The sequence below is a fragment of the Bradyrhizobium sp. AZCC 2230 genome (genome assembly GCF_036924495.1).
Classification (GTDB): domain Bacteria; phylum Pseudomonadota; class Alphaproteobacteria; order Rhizobiales; family Xanthobacteraceae; genus Bradyrhizobium; species Bradyrhizobium rifense.
Window position 1 is genome coordinate 1,924,556 of sequence record NZ_JAZHRS010000001.1, and the last position, 16,475, is coordinate 1,941,030.

Below are 16,475 nucleotides of genomic sequence, written 5' to 3' on the forward strand. Positions count from 1 at the left end.
GCCGATTGGTTTTATAATGCAACCACACAAGCGCGTGACCGGCGTCGAAATCGGGCGAATGCGACAGGGCCAGGACGATGGTGAAGCGAACGAGTTTTGAGGGTGACGGTTGTCCGGTCGCGCGATCGCTGGAGGCGATTGGCGACTGGTGGACGCTCCTGATCATCCGCGAAGCGATGCTCGGTCTGCGCCGCTTTGGCGAGTTTCAGAGCAAGCTCGGCATGGCCAAGAACATCTTGTCGGCGCGGCTGCGATCAATGCTCGACCATGGCATTCTGGCGATGGTCCCCGCCTCCGACGGCAGCGCCTACCAGGAATATGTGCTGACGCCGAAGGGACGTGGCCTCTTCCCGATCCTGGTCGCTCTGCGGCAATGGAGCGAGGAGTTCGACGAAACGCCCGAGGAGATCGACACCATCATGATCGATCGCGCGAAAGGCCGCCCGGTCAAGAAGCTCGAGCTGCACGCCGAGGATGGACGGTTGCTCAGCTTGGCCGATATCACCCTGAAGCCGCGACCGGCACCGCGGCGGCGGTCGGCTTGATTGGGGCCAACTGCCACCACACACTCCGTCATTGCGAGTTGGGACCGGCCTCGAGGGGCCGACGCGCGCTGAATGAAACGGCCTTTGGCGTCGCGAATGGAATCAATGGGTTAGCTCGACGTTTCTTCCTAGCGCAGCGAAGCAATCCAGACTGTCACCGCGGAAAGACTCTGGATTGCTTCGCTGCGCAATGACGGGGTTAGAGTCGTGCGCTCGAATCTCTCCCCGTCATCCTGAGGTGCTCGCCTCTTGGGCGAGCCTCGAAGGGCGACGGCCCGACCGTTGCGGCGGGGAGTACGCTGAAGCATCTCGGCCGCTCATCCTTCGAGGCTCCCGGCGCGACGCTATGCATCGCGCCACTCGCACCTCAGGATGACGGGTCACGACAACTTGCGCTTGCTCCGCAGCCGCAAATGCTCGTCGGCCTCGAGCTTGGTCATGCCCAGAAGATAATGCAGCACGTCAAGCTTGTGGTGCTCGGCTAGCTTGCGCAATGCGCCGGCCTGCTCGGCGATGAAGGCCACGGCTTCATCGACGCCGCCCTCGCCCGGTTCCTCGCTGCGCGAGCCTCCCCGCGCGCCTGTTGCGGCGCGCGCCCGTTTCTTTCCTGGCTTTGCCACCAGCCCCACCCGAATCCATGCCCCGCGAAAACATTACGCCGACATCGGCCACAACTCCAAGGTGGTATTTCGCAACTTTCTCGATATGAAACTTTTCCCATTCCGCCGGCTTTCAACACCCTTCGATTTGACAGCGAGGGCCTCACCACCCATGTTCGGGTCGAAAGGGCCGATCCGAATCTCGTCGATTTCGGTCCAATATTTCCCCGTAAGTTACTGGAACTACATGAATATCGTCATTGTGGAGTCGCCGGCGAAAGCCAAGACGATCAACAAGTATCTGGGCTCGTCCTACGAGGTCCTGGCCTCGTTCGGCCATGTCCGCGACTTGCCGGCGAAGAACGGTTCCGTCGATCCCGACGCCAATTTCAAGATGATCTGGGAGATCGACCCCAAGGCGGCCGGCCGGCTCAACGACATCGCCAAGTCCCTGAAGGGCGCCGACCGCCTGATTCTGGCGACCGACCCTGATCGCGAGGGCGAGGCCATCTCCTGGCATGTGCTGGAGGTGCTGAAAGAAAAACGTGCGCTGAAGGATCAGAAGATCGAGCGCGTGGTGTTCAACGCCATCACCAAGCAGGCGGTCACGGACGCGATGAAGCATCCGCGCCAGATCGACGGCGCGCTGGTCGACGCCTATATGGCGCGCCGTGCACTCGACTATCTGGTCGGCTTCACCCTCTCCCCCGTGCTGTGGCGCAAGCTGCCGGGCGCCCGCTCGGCCGGCCGCGTGCAGTCGGTGGCGCTGCGTCTGGTCTGCGACCGCGAGCTCGAGATCGAGAAGTTCGTCGCCCGCGAATACTGGTCGCTGATCGCGACCTTGCTGACGCCACGCGGCGATGCCTTCGAGGCCCGTCTCGTCGGCGCCGACGGCAAGAAGATCCAGCGCCTCGACATCGGCACCGGCGCGGAAGCCGAAGACTTCAAGAAGGCGCTGGAAACAGCCGCCTACGCCGTGACCGCGGTCGATGCCAAGCCGGCCCGCCGTAATCCGCAGGCGCCCTTCACCACGTCCACGCTGCAGCAGGAAGCCAGCCGCAAATACGGCTTTGCGCCGGCGCACACGATGCGCATCGCCCAGCGCCTTTATGAAGGCATCGACATCGGCGGCGAGACCACCGGACTCATTACTTATATGCGTACCGACGGCGTGCAGATCGATCCGTCCGCGATCACTCAGGCGCGCAAGGTGATCGGCGAGGATTACGGCAACGCCTATGTGCCGGACGCCCCGCGCCAGTACCAGGCCAAGGCCAAGAACGCCCAGGAAGCGCACGAAGCGATCCGCCCGACCGACATGTCGCGTCGCCCCGACAGCATGAGCCGCAAGCTCGATGCCGATCAGGCGCGGCTCTATGAATTGATCTGGAAGCGCACCATCGCGAGCCAGATGGAATCGGCCGAGCTCGAGCGCACCACCGTCGACATCACGGCGAAGGCAGGCGCCCGCACCTTGGAGCTGCGCGCCACCGGACAAGTCGTCAAGTTCGACGGTTTTCTGGCACTGTACCAGGAAGGCCGCGACGACGAGGAGGACGAGGACTCCCGCCGCCTGCCCGCCATGAGCCCGAACGACGCGCTCAAGCGCCAGTCGCTGTCCGTCACCCAGCATTTCACCGAGCCGCCGCCGCGCTTCTCGGAAGCGTCGCTGGTCAAGCGGATGGAAGAGCTCGGCATCGGCCGGCCCTCGACCTATGCCTCGATCCTCCAGGTGCTGAAGGACCGCGGCTACGTCAAGCTGGAGAAGAAGCGCCTGCACGGCGAGGACAAGGGCCGCGTCGTGGTCGCGTTCCTCGAAAGCTTCTTTGCCCGCTACGTCGAATACGACTTCACCGCCAATCTGGAGGAGCAGCTCGACCGCATCTCCAACAACGAGATCTCCTGGCAGCAGGTGCTGAAGGATTTCTGGACCGGCTTCATCGGCGCCGTCGACGAGATCAAAGATCTGCGCGTGGCGCAGGTGCTTGATGTGCTCGACGACCTGCTCGGACAGCACATCTATCCGCCCCGCACCGATGGCGGCGACATCAGGCAGTGCCCGAGCTGCGGCAACGGCCGGCTCAATCTGAAGGCCGGCAAGTTCGGCGCCTTCGTCGGCTGCTCGAACTATCCGGAATGCCGCTACACCCGTCAGCTCGCCGCCGACGGCGAGACCACCGCGGACCGTTCGCTCGGCCAGGATCCTGATACGGGTCGCGATGTCTGGGTCAAGGCCGGCCGCTTTGGCCCCTACATCCAGCTCGGCGAGCAAAAGGATTATGAGGAAGGCGAGAAGCCGAAGCGCGCTGGCATTCCGAAGGGCACCTCGCCTGGCGATGTCGAGCTCGAGCTTGCGCTGAAGCTGTTGTCGCTGCCGCGCGAGATCGGCAAGCATCCGGAGACCGGTGAGCCGATCACCGCGGGCCTCGGCCGCTTCGGACCGTTCGTGAAGCACGAGAAGACCTATGCCAGCTTAGAAGCCGGCGACGAGGTCTTCGACATCGGCCTCAACCGCGCGGTCACACTGATCGCGGAGAAGGTCGCGAAGGGCCCGAGCCGGCGCTTCGGTGCCGATCCCGGCAAAGCCATCGGCGACCATCCGACGCTCGGCACCGTCACCGTGAAGAGCGGCCGCTACGGCGCCTATGTCACCGCCGGCGGCGTCAACGCGACGATCCCGGCCGAGTTCGAAAAGGACACGGTGACGCTGCCGCAGGCGATCGCGCTGATCGACGAGCGCGCGGCCAAGGGCGGCGGCAACAAGCCCAAGAAGGCGGCGAAGCCGGCCAAGGCCAAGAAGACTACAGCCAAGGCTGCGGATGGCGACGACGCCGCGCCGAAGAAGAAACCGGCCGCGAAAAAAGCCGCAGCCAAAACCAAATCCGAATCCACCAGCAAGGCGCGCGCAGCCGTGTCGTCGACCGCCAAGACTTCAGCAGTCAAGACGTCGCCGACCAAGGCGTCCGCCGCCAAAGCTCCGGCCAAGAAAAGTGCCGGCACGACTTAAGAGGTTAAGTGAAACGCAAGAATGACCATGGCTTTCCCGAGCGGAGCGCCATCGTCGCCTTCATCAAGGCACATCCAGGAAAGGTCGGAACCCGCGAGATTGCGCGCGAGTTCGGCCTGAAGAACGCCGATCGCATCGAGCTCAAGCGCCTGCTGCGCGAGCTCGCCGACGACGGCACCATCAAGAAAAAACGCCACACGGTCTCCGAGCCGGACAGCCTGCCAACGACGCTGGTCGCCGACATCACCGGCCGCGATTCTGACGGCGAGCTGATCGCCGCTCCCAGCGAATGGGACGAGGTCGAGAGCGGCGAACCGCCAAAAATCCTGATCGCAATGCCGCGCCGGCCGAAGCCTGGCACGACCGCCGGCGTCGGCGACCGCGCGCTGCTGCGGGTCGAGCCGACCAACGAGACCGAAGGTCCGGCCTATCGCGGCCACATTATCAAGGTCTTCGACAAGACCAAGAGCCGCATCCTCGGCGTGTTCCGCAGCCTTCCCGAAGGCGGCGGACGGCTCATCCCGGTCGACAAGAAGTCCGCCGACCGCGAGTTGAACATTGCCGCGGCTGACACGCGCGGCGCCCAGGACGGCGACCTCGTCAGCGTCGACATCGTCCGCACGCGCAGCTTTGGGCTCGCCTCAGGCCGGGTCAAGGAGAAGCTCGGCTCGGTCAAATCGGAGAAGGCGATCAGCCTGATCGCGATCTACGCCCACGACATCCCCTTGCAATTCTCCTCCGCTGCCGAGCGCGAGGCGGAAGCCGCGGAGCCCGCAAACCTGAAGGGCCGCGAGGACTGGCGCGACGTCCCGCTCGTCACCATCGATCCGCCCGACGCCAAGGATCACGACGACGCGGTGCATGCGCAAGCCGATCCCGATCCGAACAACAGAGGCGGCTTCATCGTCGACGTCGCCATTGCGGATGTGAGCTTCTACGTGCAGCCGGGCACCGCGCTCGACCGCGCCGCGCTCGACCGCGGCAACTCGGTCTATTTCCCCGACCGCGTCGTGCCGATGCTGCCCGAGCGCATCTCCAACAATCTCTGCTCGCTGGTCCCGGGCGAGCCGCGCGGCGCGCTCGCGGTGCGGATGATCATTGCGCCTGATGGCCGCAAGCGCTCGCACTCATTCCATCGCATCCTGATGCGCTCAGCCGCCAAGCTGAGCTATGCGCAGGCGCAGGCCGCGATCGACGGACGGCCGGACGACACCACCGGCCCGCTGCTCGATCCGATCCTGAAGCCGCTCTATGCGGCCTACGCCTGCGTCAAGCGCGCGCGCGACGAGCGCGATCCGCTCAATCTCGATCTGCCCGAGCGCAAAATCCTCCTGAAGAGCGATGGCACGGTTGATCGTGTCGTCATTCCCCAAAGGCTCGATGCGCACAAGCTGATCGAGGAGTTCATGATCCTCGCCAACGTGGCGGCAGCCGAGATGCTGGAGAAGAAATCGCTGCCGCTGATCTACCGCGTGCATGACGAGCCGACGCTTGAGAAAGTCCACGCGCTTCAGGAGTTTCTGAAGACACTCGACGTCGCCTTCGCGAAGGGCGGCGCGTTGCGCCCCGCTCTGTTCAATCGCGTGCTGGCGCAGCTTGAAGGCCATGACCACTTCCCGCTGGTCAGCGAAGTCGTGCTACGCGCGCAGGCGCAGGCCGAATATTCGTCGGACAATTACGGTCATTTCGGCCTGAATTTGCGCCGCTACGCGCATTTCACCTCGCCGATCCGCCGCTATGCCGACCTTGTCGTGCACCGCGCCCTGGTCCGCGCGCTCGGCCTCGGCGAAGGCGCCCTGCCCGACAGCGAGACGGCGGAAACCCTCGCCGAAGTCGCCGCGCATATTTCGCTGACCGAACGGCGCGCGATGAAGGCGGAGCGTGAGACCGTCGATCGCCTGATCGCGCATCACCTCGCCGACCGCATCGGCGCGAGTTTTCAGGGCCGCGTCTCCGGGGTCACGCGCGCCGGCCTGTTTGTCAAACTGAGTGAGACCGGCGCCGACGGGTTGATCCCGATCCGATCCCTTGGCACGGAATATTTCAACTATGACGAGGGTCGTCACGCCCTGGTCGGCACGCGCAGCCGCACCATGTACCAGCTCGGCGATGTCGTCGACGTCCGCCTGATCGAGGCAGCCCCCATCGCGGGCGCGCTTCGTTTCGAGCTGCTGTCGTCATCCAGCGAGACCGCGCCGCGCGAGCGCAGGCAATCCGGTCCGCAACGCCGCCCCTCGCTCAAGGCGCAGCCCGGACGCAGCCCGGACAGAAAACGCAAGCCGTCGAAGCCAAAGCCCGGCAAGAAGGGCCAAGGAAAAAACAAAGGCAAGAACAAGGGGAAAGGCGGGGGCCAGAAGGGCAAGGCATGGTGACCATGAGCACAGCCCCAAAAATCTGGACGCGCGAGACCGGCCTCGTCGAGAAGCGCGACGTCTGGGCTGCGATGAGGCGCGGCTTTCGCGGCCGCTGCCCGCGCTGCGGCCAGGGAAAACTGTTCCGCGCCTTTCTGAAGACCGCGGACGTCTGCGCAAAATGCGGCCTCGACTTCACGCCGCACCGCGCCGACGACCTTCCCGCCTATCTCGTGATCGTCATCGTCGGCCACATCACCGTGCCGTCAATTTTGTGGATCGAGACCAATTACACGACGCCGGGCTGGCTGACCTTCGCCGTATATTTGCCCTTCACCTTCTTCGCTTCCCTCGGGCTGTTGCAGCCGGTCAAGGGAGCTGTGGTCGGCTTGCAATGGGCTCTGCGCATGCACGGCTTTGACGACAACCCGCCGGATGGTATTCCGCCGGTGTAAGCAAAATAAATAAAAGCGGTTTGGGTGAGGACATGACGGATATTGCGCAGGACGAAAAGGCGAAGGTCCACGATCAGAAGGAAGCCGATCACCATCCCTATTTCCGTCCCCGGGATGCGGCGACACTGATCCTGGTCGATCGCAGCGGCAGCATTCCAAAAGTCCTGGTCGGGAAGCGCCACGACAAGGTGGTGTTCATGCCCGGAAAGTTCGTCTTCCCCGGCGGCCGCGTCGACAAGGACGATTATCGCGTGCCGGTCGCGGCCCCCATCACCACTGAGCTGGAAGCGAATCTCGCGAAGGGCAGCCCGAAGACCCCGGCCTCGCGCGCAAAATCGCTGGCGATCGCCGCGATCCGCGAGGCCTGCGAGGAGACCGGTCTCTGCTTGGGGCGCAAGAGCGAGGGCAAGGCCAAGCTCGAAGGCGCCTGGAAGCCGTTCGCGGATGCGGGCCTGCTGCCCGATCCCTCCAGCCTGTTCCTGATCGCGCGCGCGATCACCCCGCCCGGCCGCGTCAAGCGCTTCGACACGCGCTTCTTCACGGCGGATGCGTCCGCGATCACCCACCACGTCGAGGGCGTGATCCATGCGGACGCGGAGCTGGTCGAGCTGGTCTGGGTCGAGCTCGGCTCAAAGCCGCTCGCCGATCTGCATCCGATGACACGCAATGTGCTCAACGAGCTCGACACCCGCCTTGCCACCGGCCCGCTGCGCCATGACGCGCCGGTGCCGTTCTTCCATTTCTACGGCGGCAAGATGCAGAAGGATATTTTGAGCTGATCTATCCCGTCATTCCGAGGCGCGCCCCTTGGCGCGAGCCCGGAATCCATCTCTCCACAATCACTGCGGCCCGATGGATTCCGGGCTCGCCTCTCCCCCGCCGCCCCGGAATGACGCGATTGTGCTGAGGCGCCGGCGAAAAACAAAAAATTCTTCCAGTCTCCCCCAATGGCGGAGTTCCCACTCGTGCCTATGTCTTCCCCCAACGTCACCAGAACGGGATTTTGGGCGCGATGGCACAACGGCAACTCAAGCTTGGCGCGTTCATGCGCCCGATCAGCATCCACACCGGCGCCTGGCGCTATCCCGGGGCCTGGCCCGACGCCAATTTCAACTTTGGCCACATCAAGACGCTGATCCAGAAGCTCGAGGCCGGCAAGTTCGACGCCTTCTTCATGGCCGATCACCTCGCCGTGCTGAACATGCCGGTCAATGCGCTCAAGCGCAGCCACACCGTGACCTCGTTCGAGCCGTTCACGTTGTTGTCCGCGCTGTCGGCCGTGACCGAGCGCATCGGCCTGATCGCGACGGGATCGACCACGTTTGACGAGCCCTATCATGTGGCGCGGCGCTTCGCCTCGCTCGACCATCTCAGCGGCGGGCGTGCGGGCTGGAACATCGTCACCACCTCGAACCCGGATGCGGCGCTGAATTTCGGCCTCGACGACCACATGGAACACGCCGAGCGCTACAAGCGCGCCCGCGAATTCTACGACGTCGTCACAGGCTTGTGGGACTCCTTCGCCGATGACGCCTTTGTGCGCGACGTCGAGAGCGGACTTTTCTTCGAGCCGTCGAAAATGCATGTGCTCGATCACAACGGCAAATATCTGAAGGTCCGCGGCCCCCTCAACATCGCCCGCCCGGTGCAGGGCTGGCCGCTGATCGTGCAGGCCGGCGCCTCCGAGGACGGCAGGCAGCTCGCGGCCGAGACCGCGGAAGCGGTCTTCACCGGCGGCGGCAGCCTTGCTGACGGACAAAAGCTCTACGCCGACATCAAGGGTCGCATGGAAAAGATCGGCCGCGATCCCGAGCACCTGAAAATCCTGCCCGGCGCCTTCGTCGTGGTCGGCGACAGCGTCGATGAAGCCAAGGAGAAGCGCGCGCTGCTCGACAGCCGCGTGCACTACGACAGCGCGATCGCCTCGCTCTCGGTCGTCCTCGGCACCGATGCCTCCGGCTTCGATCCGGATGGACAACTGCCGGAGATCCCGGAAACCAACGCCAGCAAGAGCGGCCGGCAGCGCATGGTCGACCTCGCCAGGCGCGACAAGCTCACCGTACGCCAGCTCGCCCAGCGCGTCGGCGGTTATGGCGGGCTCTCCTTCGTCGGCACGGCGAAAACCATCGCCGACCAGATGGAGGAATGGCTGGTCGGCCGCGGTTCCGACGGCTTCAACATCATGTTCCCGTTCGTCCCCGCAGGCCTCGACGATTTCGTCGACAAGGTGGTCCCGGAGCTGCAGCGGCGCGGGATTTTCCGGAAAGAGTATGAAGGGACCACTTTGAGGGAGAATCTGGGCCTGCCGAGGCCCAAAAACAGGTTCTTCGAGGCCTGAAGGGTCCGATTTGAGTGGTTTTCCGGGTGTAAAACCTTGACATCAGGCGGTTTCTGGCTAGGTTGCCGGCCAACGCGGGCCGCTTGGCCGGCTCCAGATTCCCCAATATTCTGAGGTTCAGAACATGGCCAAAGCGGTCACCATCAAGGTCAAGCTCGTGTCCTCGGCCGACACCGGCTTCTACTACGTCGCCAAGAAGAATTCGCGCACCATGACCGACAAGCTGGTCAAGAAGAAGTACGATCCCGTCGCGCGCAAGCACGTCGAATTCAAGGAAGCCAAGATCAAGTAAGATCGGCGAAAGCGTTGCAGAGTTTACGGGGCCCTTTCGGGCCCCGTTTTCGTTTGGGCTCCGCTCTTTCCACACCGTCATTGCGAGGAGCCCTTGCGACGAAGCAATCCAGACTGTCGCCGCGGAGAGATTCTGGATTGCTTCGCTGCGCTCGCAATGACGGAGTGTGGGGCAACTGCACGGCCCCTCTCGTCCGGACACGCTGAGGCCCATCCGCAGCCGTCAGCCTCGCGAAATCCTGGCGTGGTTAGAGGGAAGAGCCTCGCTGCCTTCAATTGCGAGGCTGCCTCGGATCAATCCCCAGCCGTCCATGAATCGCAGAGAACGCCCGGCCGCGGCCACACCATCCGGACAAGCGACGCCGGCGACGCTTTGCCAGGCTGGCTTCGCGCATCTCCAATCCGGACGACTTGCGGAGGCCGAGCTCTGTTGCCAGCAGGCGCTGACGCTGGACGAGCAACATCCGGATGCCCTGCATTTGCTGGGCGTGCTTTGTTTTCACGCGCAGCAGCCTGACGCAGCCATTGAATGGATCGGGCGCGCCGTCCAGCAGGCCCCGAAGGCAGAGTACCTCCTGAGCCTCGCCACGGTGCTGGAGCGGCAGGGTCGGCGCGAGGACGCACGGCAGCACTACGGCCATGCCTTGAACCTCAAGCCTGATGATGCGGTCCTCCAAAATCACGTCGGCAACCTGCTCTGGCAACTCGGGCAGAACGACGAAGCTGTGCTGCATTACCAGCAGGCCCAGAAGCTCAATCCGCGATATTGGGAGCCAGCGCAAAACTGCGGCATGCTACTGCTCGAACTCGGCCGTCACGCGGATGCTATAAAATGCTTCGACGTCGCCGAGAAGCTGAATCCATCAGCAGCCCTGTACCAGATGCGCGCCGTTTGCCTCTCGAAGGTCGACCGCTTCGAGGACGCGGAGACCGATTACGAAAAATCCATCGCGCTGGATACGAGCCTCGCGGAGACGCACAACAATCTCGGCCTGCTGCATTGGCGATTTGACCGGCTGGAACAGGCCTTTGCCTGCTTCGATCGGGCGCTGGCGCTCCGGCCGGATTTTCACGCCGTGCTCAACAACAAGGCCGTGGTCTTGCTGCATCTGCAATTGCTGGATGAAGCGCTCGCGACCCTCCACAGATCCCTCGCAGCCGCCCCCGACGATGCGCAGACGCTGTTCTATCTGGCAACGCTTCAGCTCCTGACCGGCGACTTCGAGCGCGGCTGGCGCGCGCGCGAGGCGCGTTGGCGGCTTCCCTCTGTCGGTCTGGTCGATCGCGGCTTCTCAAAACCGCTTTGGCTTGGCGACCAGCCGCTCGAAGGCAAGACCATCCTGCTGCACTCCGACGAGGGACTGGGCGATGCGATTCAGTTCGCCCGCTATGTGCCGATGGTGACCGCACTCGGGGCTCGCGCCATCCTTGAGGTCGAACCTCCGATCCAGCAGTGTCTCGGCGGCATCGCCGGAGTCGCAGAGTGTGTCGGCCGGTCGTCAACGCCTCCGTTCGACCTGCACTGCCCTCTTGGAACGCTGCCGTTGGCGTTCAAGACGCGGCTCGATACGATCCCGCTCGCGCAAGGCTACGTTCCTGCGCCTCCGGCCGCGCGCGCGCAGGCGTGGGACAACCGGCTTGGCCCCCGCAATCGCTTCCGCGTCGGTCTGGTCTGGGCGGGCAATCCGGATCACAAGAACGACCACAATCGATCGATGGCCCCGCGCACGCTCGCGCCGCTGTTGGATTGCGACGTCCAGTTCATCTCCTTGCAAAAAGGCGTCCGCGATCAGGACCGCGCCTTCCTTGCCGAACGCTCGGACATCGTCGACCTCACAGAACATCTGACGGATTTCGGTGAAACAGCAGCGCTGATGTCCTGCCTCGATCTGGTGATCTCGGTCGACACCAGCGTCGCTCACCTCACCGGTGCGCTCGGCGCGCCCGTCTGGACGTTGGTGCCGTTCAACCCGGACTGGCGCTGGTTGCTCAACCGCAACGACAGTCCGTGGTATCAGTCGATGAAGCTGTTCAGGCAACCCAAGCGAGGTGACTGGGCCAGCGTGGTGGACAACGTTCGCAGCGAACTCGAAGGCCTGGTGTCTGCGTGGCGGTCGAGGCAGGATCAGTCTTCCCTCCTGCCTGCCTGATTGGCGCGCAGGCGGCCAAGTCGTCGAGATCAGGTAAGATCGGCCAATGCTGCTGAGTTTTACGGGGGTCCTCGCGACCCCGTTTTTATTTGCGGCCAATGGTCGTAGCCTCCACGTCCATGATCGCAGCCTTGGACGAGGGACATGTCGGTGGCTATTCGGTCGCTTATGGCCGCGACGATACTTATTTCCCGGTCTACGTCACGGCGGCGCTGGCCGCGATCTTCTGCACGGCCGCGCTTCTCACCGGCGCGCTCTACTGGCTTGCGCTCGCGGCACTCGCGGCCGGGTTTACCTACTACAACATTCCGCTGCTCGAGACCGGCCGTCCCACGATCGGCGCGAACCAATATGGCATCTTCATTCAGGCCTTCGGCCTGATCCGGTGGCGCGCCGTCGAGCGCATCGATCTTGTCGAGATCGCCGAGCGCGCCATGACGGTGCATGAACTCCAGATCGTACTGAACGCGCCGCTCACCAGCGCGCTGGTGGCCGACTGGCGCAAGCAGCCGGTCTGGCGCTGGCTCATGCGCCTGCCCTGGCGGATGAGCCACACCAACATGGTGCGGATCAATGTCGAGCCGTTCGATCAGCCGCCGGACATGATTCATCGCACCTTCCTGCGGATGTGGCGCTACTACCGCAGCTAGCGACCAAGCATGCATCACGTCCTCAGCACGAGGTGTGCATAGGCCTCCGCCCTCATGCCGTAGGTCCATGCGACTGCTTCGCGCGCCGTGCGCAGATTGGCCGGCACCTGGAGGAAGAAATGCCTGCGCGTGCCGTCCGGCTCAGGCGTGGCGTTGATGACCTCCACGGCCGCCCAAGCGTCCGCGGCGAGCCAGTTGCGGCGCCACAGGATTCCGGTCTCGTCCTCGGCCACACGGGTGGCGCCGCCGAACGCGACGTAACGTTCCGGCGTCATGATCTCGATCATGCAGCGGCGGACCTGGACGTCGACTTGCTCGTCGATCGCAGCGAGCGTGATCCGGTCCCGATGTTCGATGATCCAGCGGGGCACCTCCACCCCGCGCCAGGCCCAGATCGACCAGCCGTCGGGATAACGCAGCGCCGGACCGCCTGCGTGATGCAGCCGGTCGCGCGCGTCACCGCACATGAGGTTCGGTCGATCCGCGAGCCGGCAGGTGCGCTCGTGCGGCAGCAGCCAGCCCACACTCGTCGCGAGCCGCATCAGGCCGCGTAGCGGCTCCGTCTCAGCGCGCAGACCAAGGACCTCGCGGAGATAATCGTACGCGCCAAGCCAAGACAGATCGTGCGGCCCCGCTGCACAGTTCGAAAAGCCCCGCGGGGCGGTGAGGGCCTGCTGCACGCCGGGCAACGACAGACCGGTTCGGCGCAGCTGGCCCAGCATGGACAGATTCTGCTCCGGCACGTTCCGTATCACCGCCTCAGCCGCAGCGGCGACCAGCTGGTCGGCGGGATTGACTGCGCTGTCGACCGCGGCAAGCACCTTCCGGTGAACCCGCGCTTCGACTAGCGAAGCTATGCGCCGGCGCAGGCGATCGACGAGACGAAAGCGCACATTGCGGCCGTCATCGCGCGACATCCGGACGGCAAGCCCAGCCAGCGCCAGCGGGCTGTCGCACCATACGATGCGGGCCGGCGGCTCCAGTCCTGCGGCCTGATAAGCAAGCCGCACGCCCTGTTCCGCGGTGTCGCGATCGGCAGGTGCAGTCGAGCGCCATATGGCTCTCCACCGCGCACGGTAATCGCCAAACGCCGCCGTCTGCTCCGCGGACAGCGCCTGCTCAGTCGGCGAGGACGCGCGCATCCCGAGGCCCAAGCTCGCGCTGGCGACGGACCCGATAGGTCCCTCGCGGCAGCGTCAACGGCGCATGCTCCTGATGCGTCACCCGCGCATAGGCCGAGGCGATCAGGAGATGCCCGACATAGAGCCCGGCCGGAATGTCGCGCGCCAGATCGTCGTCGCGAAACAGCGTCACGCGTTCGCGGATCGCGTGACAATGTCCCGTGGCCTCGCCCTCCAGGAGGACCACCGGCACACCTTCGGCGGCTTCGGCGAGCGTTCCCGATGGCGCCACATCGGGTACCCGCTCAATCAGCAGGTCACCTTGCGCAAAGATCTCGGTCATCGTGCCTTCTCCCGTGCCGGCGCATCCGCTGGGCACGCGGATGGCCGGATTGGTTCAACATCGTCATCGGCGATCTAGTGCACGACCTCGCCATGCAGTGCGAGGTCGAGACCGTCGCGCTCCATATCCTCCGACACCCGCAAACCGATAAACAGCTTGATCACGTACAGGATGATCAGGCTGACGACGGCGTCGTAGACAAAGACCGTGGCGACGCCGATGCACTGGTTGATGAACTGGCCCGGATTTCCCTCCAGAGCCCCCGCGGTGCCGCCATATTGCTCGACGGCGAAGATGCCGGTGAGCAGCGCGCCGACAATGCCTCCGACGGCGTGGACGCCGAAACAATCGAGCGCGTCGTCATAACTGAACATGCTCTTGAGTCCGGTGCATCCCCAGTAGCAGAAAACACCGGCCGCGATGCCGATCACGAAAGCGCCGATCGGGCCGACGAATCCGGACGCGGGCGTGATGGCGACGAGGCCCGCGACCGCGCCCGAGCAGATGCCGACGACCGTCGGCTTGCCCTTGAGCGACCACTCGACCAGCATCCAGGTAAAGCCGGCAACGGCGGTCGCGATCTGCGTCACCAGCATCGCCATGCCGGCCTGCATGCCTGCCGTCACCGCAGAGCCCGCGTTGAAGCCGAACCAGCCGACCCACAGCAGCGAGGCGCCGATGAAGGTCAGCACCATGTTGTGGGCCGGTCCCGCCTCCTTGCGCTTGCCGAGCATGATGGCGCACATCAGGCCTGCCACGCCGGCATTGATGTGCACGACAGTCCCGCCGGCGAAGTCGAGCACCTTGACCCAGGCGGCGTCGTTGCCGGAGGAGAAGATGCCGTCAGGGCCCCACACCCAATGCGCGATCGGCGCATAGACGAAGATCGCCCACAAGCCGATGAACCAGAGCATCGCGGAGAACTTCATCCGCTCGGCGAACGCGCCTGCGATCAGCGCCGGCGTGATGATCGCAAAGGTCATCTGGAAGCAGATGTAGACGCTTTCCGGAATGGTCGCCGCGAGCGGATTGGGGTTACCGATCCCGCCCTTGCCGATGTCGCTGAGGATGTCCTTCAGGAACATGCGGTCCAGCCCGCCGATGAACGGCGTGCCGGTTCGGAAGGCCAGGCTGTAGGTCAGGATCGCGAACAGGATCGTGACCAGGCACGTCACCGCAAAACTCGTCATCACGGTATCGCCCACGTTCTTCTTGCGCACCATGCCGCCATAGAACAGCCCGAGCCCCGGGACCGTCATCATCAGCACCAGCGCAACGGAGGTGAGCATCCAGGCGGTATCGCCAGGATTGGGCGTGCACTTCTCGAGGATCTTGCCGCCGCAAGCGGGCGGGCCCGCATCCTCCGCGAGCGCAACGTCGCCCAGGGCGAGGTACAGAAGTGCAATTCCCAGCAACGCGACCACCAATGTCACGAGCCTTTGGCGCGCGGATGTTCTTGATTCCATCATCGTCCTCCCAAGTCGCAAGAGATGTCTTCTGGGCCTTGTTTGAGTGGAACCGCAGAGATGATCATTCGCGCCGGCGCGACAACGCCAGCGTGATCAGCTCGGATTTTCGGGACACAATGATCGCGGCTCGGCGCGATGAGGTCGTCGAGCGTCGATGGCTGGAGACTGGCATCGACCAGCCTCATGGCTTATCGGCCTTTCCCTTGTCGCCAGATCGGAAAGCGTCAGAGACGGTTCCAATTCTTGGTAAAAGGACGTGCAAGATTCGCACCATCGACACGATTCATTCAAGCTGCTGAATGCGCTTCGATTCCAGTTTGCTGCTTTGCGGCAACCGTGCCACGCGCTGCTTCACGCAGTAGCGTATCGCCCAACGAATGAGCAGCGGCTGACAATGCCTGCGCGGTTCGCATCAAGGGCGGCGCGGTCGGCTTGATCAGCGCGAACGCGACCTGGATGATGCCGCCGGCGAGACCCAGCGCGACGCCGATGCGCCATGCCATGTTGTAGGACCCGAGTGCGTCGTAGATCACCAGGCAGGTCGCCGCACGGCGTGCGAGACAAGATCAGTCCTCGCTCCTGCCTGCCTGATCGCCACGCAACCTCAGCGCACTTTGGTTCACACCGATAAAGTGTGCGGTCGTCTCGACCAGCCGCTGCGCGCCACGTTTCGGCGATAGTACTGGCTATTGCCGCGCAACGGGCGCATGGTCGTATTGCCAGGTCGGTTGAGCCCCTCTTGTCGAAAAGGCAGGCCTGCATGACCATCCGTTCGCGGCGAGAAGCCGTCACGTTCAGACATCCGTTTCGGATCCGCGGCATCGAGCGGCTGCTGCCCGCCGGCACATATGATGTCGTCACCGACGAGGAGGCGATCGAGGGTCTCAGCTTCCCGGCTTATCGCCGCGTCGCCACGATGATCACGGTACCCTCGGAGAACGTCCGCGGCTCCATGGAGATGGTCTCGATCGGTTCGATCGATCTCGCCAACGCGCAGGCTGCAGATGCAAGCGCCGTCAACGAATGACAGATGAGCGCCAGGAAATCGCTGGAAACGCCATCTGCAGGCATTTCGACTTCAAGCTATCAAGATTTGATCTGATCGCGGTCTGGTTCAAATGCCACCAACCACCCATATGGGGATCAGCACCGCCCG

At 64.1% G+C, this 16,475-nt stretch carries 14 protein-coding genes and 1 pseudogene; 10 read left to right on the forward strand and 5 right to left on the reverse strand.

Translation table 11 applies throughout. From position 1 onward, the window contains the following. Window positions 1-77: 77 nt before the first annotated feature. On the forward strand, window positions 78-545 hold the full coding sequence (locus V1280_RS09320; RefSeq protein WP_334522094.1) for a winged helix-turn-helix transcriptional regulator: 468 nt from the start codon (window positions 78-80) through the stop codon (window positions 543-545). A 380-nt stretch (window positions 546-925) separates the two neighbouring features. Here V1280_RS09320 and V1280_RS09325 read toward each other — a convergent pair whose 3' ends face one another. Further along, window positions 926-1,165 (reverse strand): hypothetical protein, encoded by a 240-nt coding sequence (locus V1280_RS09325; protein WP_334522097.1) that lies wholly within the window; start codon window positions 1,163-1,165, stop codon window positions 926-928. A 226-nt stretch (window positions 1,166-1,391) separates the two neighbouring features. Between V1280_RS09325 and topA the strand changes: the two genes are divergently transcribed. The 8 genes from topA (at window position 1,392) to V1280_RS09365 (ending at window position 12,386) form a co-directional block, all read left to right on the forward strand. Continuing rightward, the gene (topA, locus tag V1280_RS09330) at window positions 1,392-4,151 is read left to right on the forward strand and encodes a type I DNA topoisomerase (protein WP_334522099.1); all 2,760 of its coding nucleotides are present in this window, start codon (window positions 1,392-1,394) and stop codon (window positions 4,149-4,151) included. An 8-nt stretch (window positions 4,152-4,159) separates the two neighbouring features. Then, window positions 4,160-6,523 carry a ribonuclease R gene (gene rnr / locus V1280_RS09335; RefSeq protein WP_334522102.1) on the forward strand — a complete coding sequence of 788 codons (2,364 nt, stop codon included), beginning with the start codon at window positions 4,160-4,162 and terminating at the stop codon, window positions 6,521-6,523. Further along, window positions 6,517-6,957, forward strand: a complete 441-nt coding sequence (locus tag V1280_RS09340; protein ID WP_334522105.1) for a DUF983 domain-containing protein — start codon at window positions 6,517-6,519, stop codon at window positions 6,955-6,957. Before rnr ends, V1280_RS09340 begins: the two co-directional genes overlap by 7 nt. A 32-nt stretch (window positions 6,958-6,989) precedes the next feature. Further along, the gene (locus tag V1280_RS09345) at window positions 6,990-7,736 is read left to right on the forward strand and encodes an NUDIX hydrolase (protein WP_334522108.1); all 747 of its coding nucleotides are present in this window, start codon (window positions 6,990-6,992) and stop codon (window positions 7,734-7,736) included. Window positions 7,737-7,969: 233 nt separating this feature from the next. Continuing rightward, entirely contained in the window at window positions 7,970-9,295 is a 1,326-nt protein-coding gene (locus V1280_RS09350; RefSeq protein ID WP_334522110.1) for an LLM class flavin-dependent oxidoreductase, read from the forward strand. 124 nt (window positions 9,296-9,419) lie between these two features. Further along, on the forward strand, window positions 9,420-9,587 hold the full coding sequence (gene rpmG / locus V1280_RS09355; protein WP_057756569.1) for a 50S ribosomal protein L33: 168 nt from the start codon (window positions 9,420-9,422) through the stop codon (window positions 9,585-9,587). 310 nt (window positions 9,588-9,897) lie between these two features. After that, window positions 9,898-11,736, forward strand: a complete 1,839-nt coding sequence (locus tag V1280_RS09360) for a tetratricopeptide repeat protein (protein ID WP_334522122.1) — start codon at window positions 9,898-9,900, stop codon at window positions 11,734-11,736. 119 nt (window positions 11,737-11,855) lie between these two features. After that, a complete protein-coding gene (locus V1280_RS09365; protein WP_148773877.1) occupies window positions 11,856-12,386 on the forward strand; it encodes a hypothetical protein in 531 nt (176 codons plus the stop codon). 14 nt (window positions 12,387-12,400) lie between these two features. Here V1280_RS09365 and V1280_RS09370 read toward each other — a convergent pair whose 3' ends face one another. From V1280_RS09370 to V1280_RS46745, 4 genes and pseudogenes are all read right to left on the reverse strand, one after another. Beyond that, window positions 12,401-13,528: a DUF6745 domain-containing protein gene (locus V1280_RS09370; RefSeq protein ID WP_334522126.1), complete on the reverse strand. Its 1,128-nt coding sequence runs from the start codon at window positions 13,526-13,528 to the stop codon at window positions 12,401-12,403. After that, on the reverse strand, window positions 13,506-13,850 hold the full coding sequence (locus V1280_RS09375) for a hypothetical protein (RefSeq protein ID WP_334522129.1): 345 nt from the start codon (window positions 13,848-13,850) through the stop codon (window positions 13,506-13,508). Before V1280_RS09375 ends, V1280_RS09370 begins: the two co-directional genes overlap by 23 nt. Before the next feature lie 74 nt (window positions 13,851-13,924). Next, on the reverse strand, window positions 13,925-15,319 hold the full coding sequence (locus tag V1280_RS09380; RefSeq protein ID WP_334522132.1) for an ammonium transporter: 1,395 nt from the start codon (window positions 15,317-15,319) through the stop codon (window positions 13,925-13,927). A gap of 401 nt (window positions 15,320-15,720) precedes the next feature. Next, window positions 15,721-15,852 (reverse strand): annotated as a pseudogene (locus V1280_RS46745) (MFS transporter); the annotation flags it as partial. 227 nt (window positions 15,853-16,079) lie between these two features. Between V1280_RS46745 and V1280_RS09390 the strand changes: the two are divergent. Further along, window positions 16,080-16,346, forward strand: a complete 267-nt coding sequence (locus tag V1280_RS09390) for a hypothetical protein (protein WP_334522138.1) — start codon at window positions 16,080-16,082, stop codon at window positions 16,344-16,346. Window positions 16,347-16,475 lie beyond the last annotated feature (129 nt).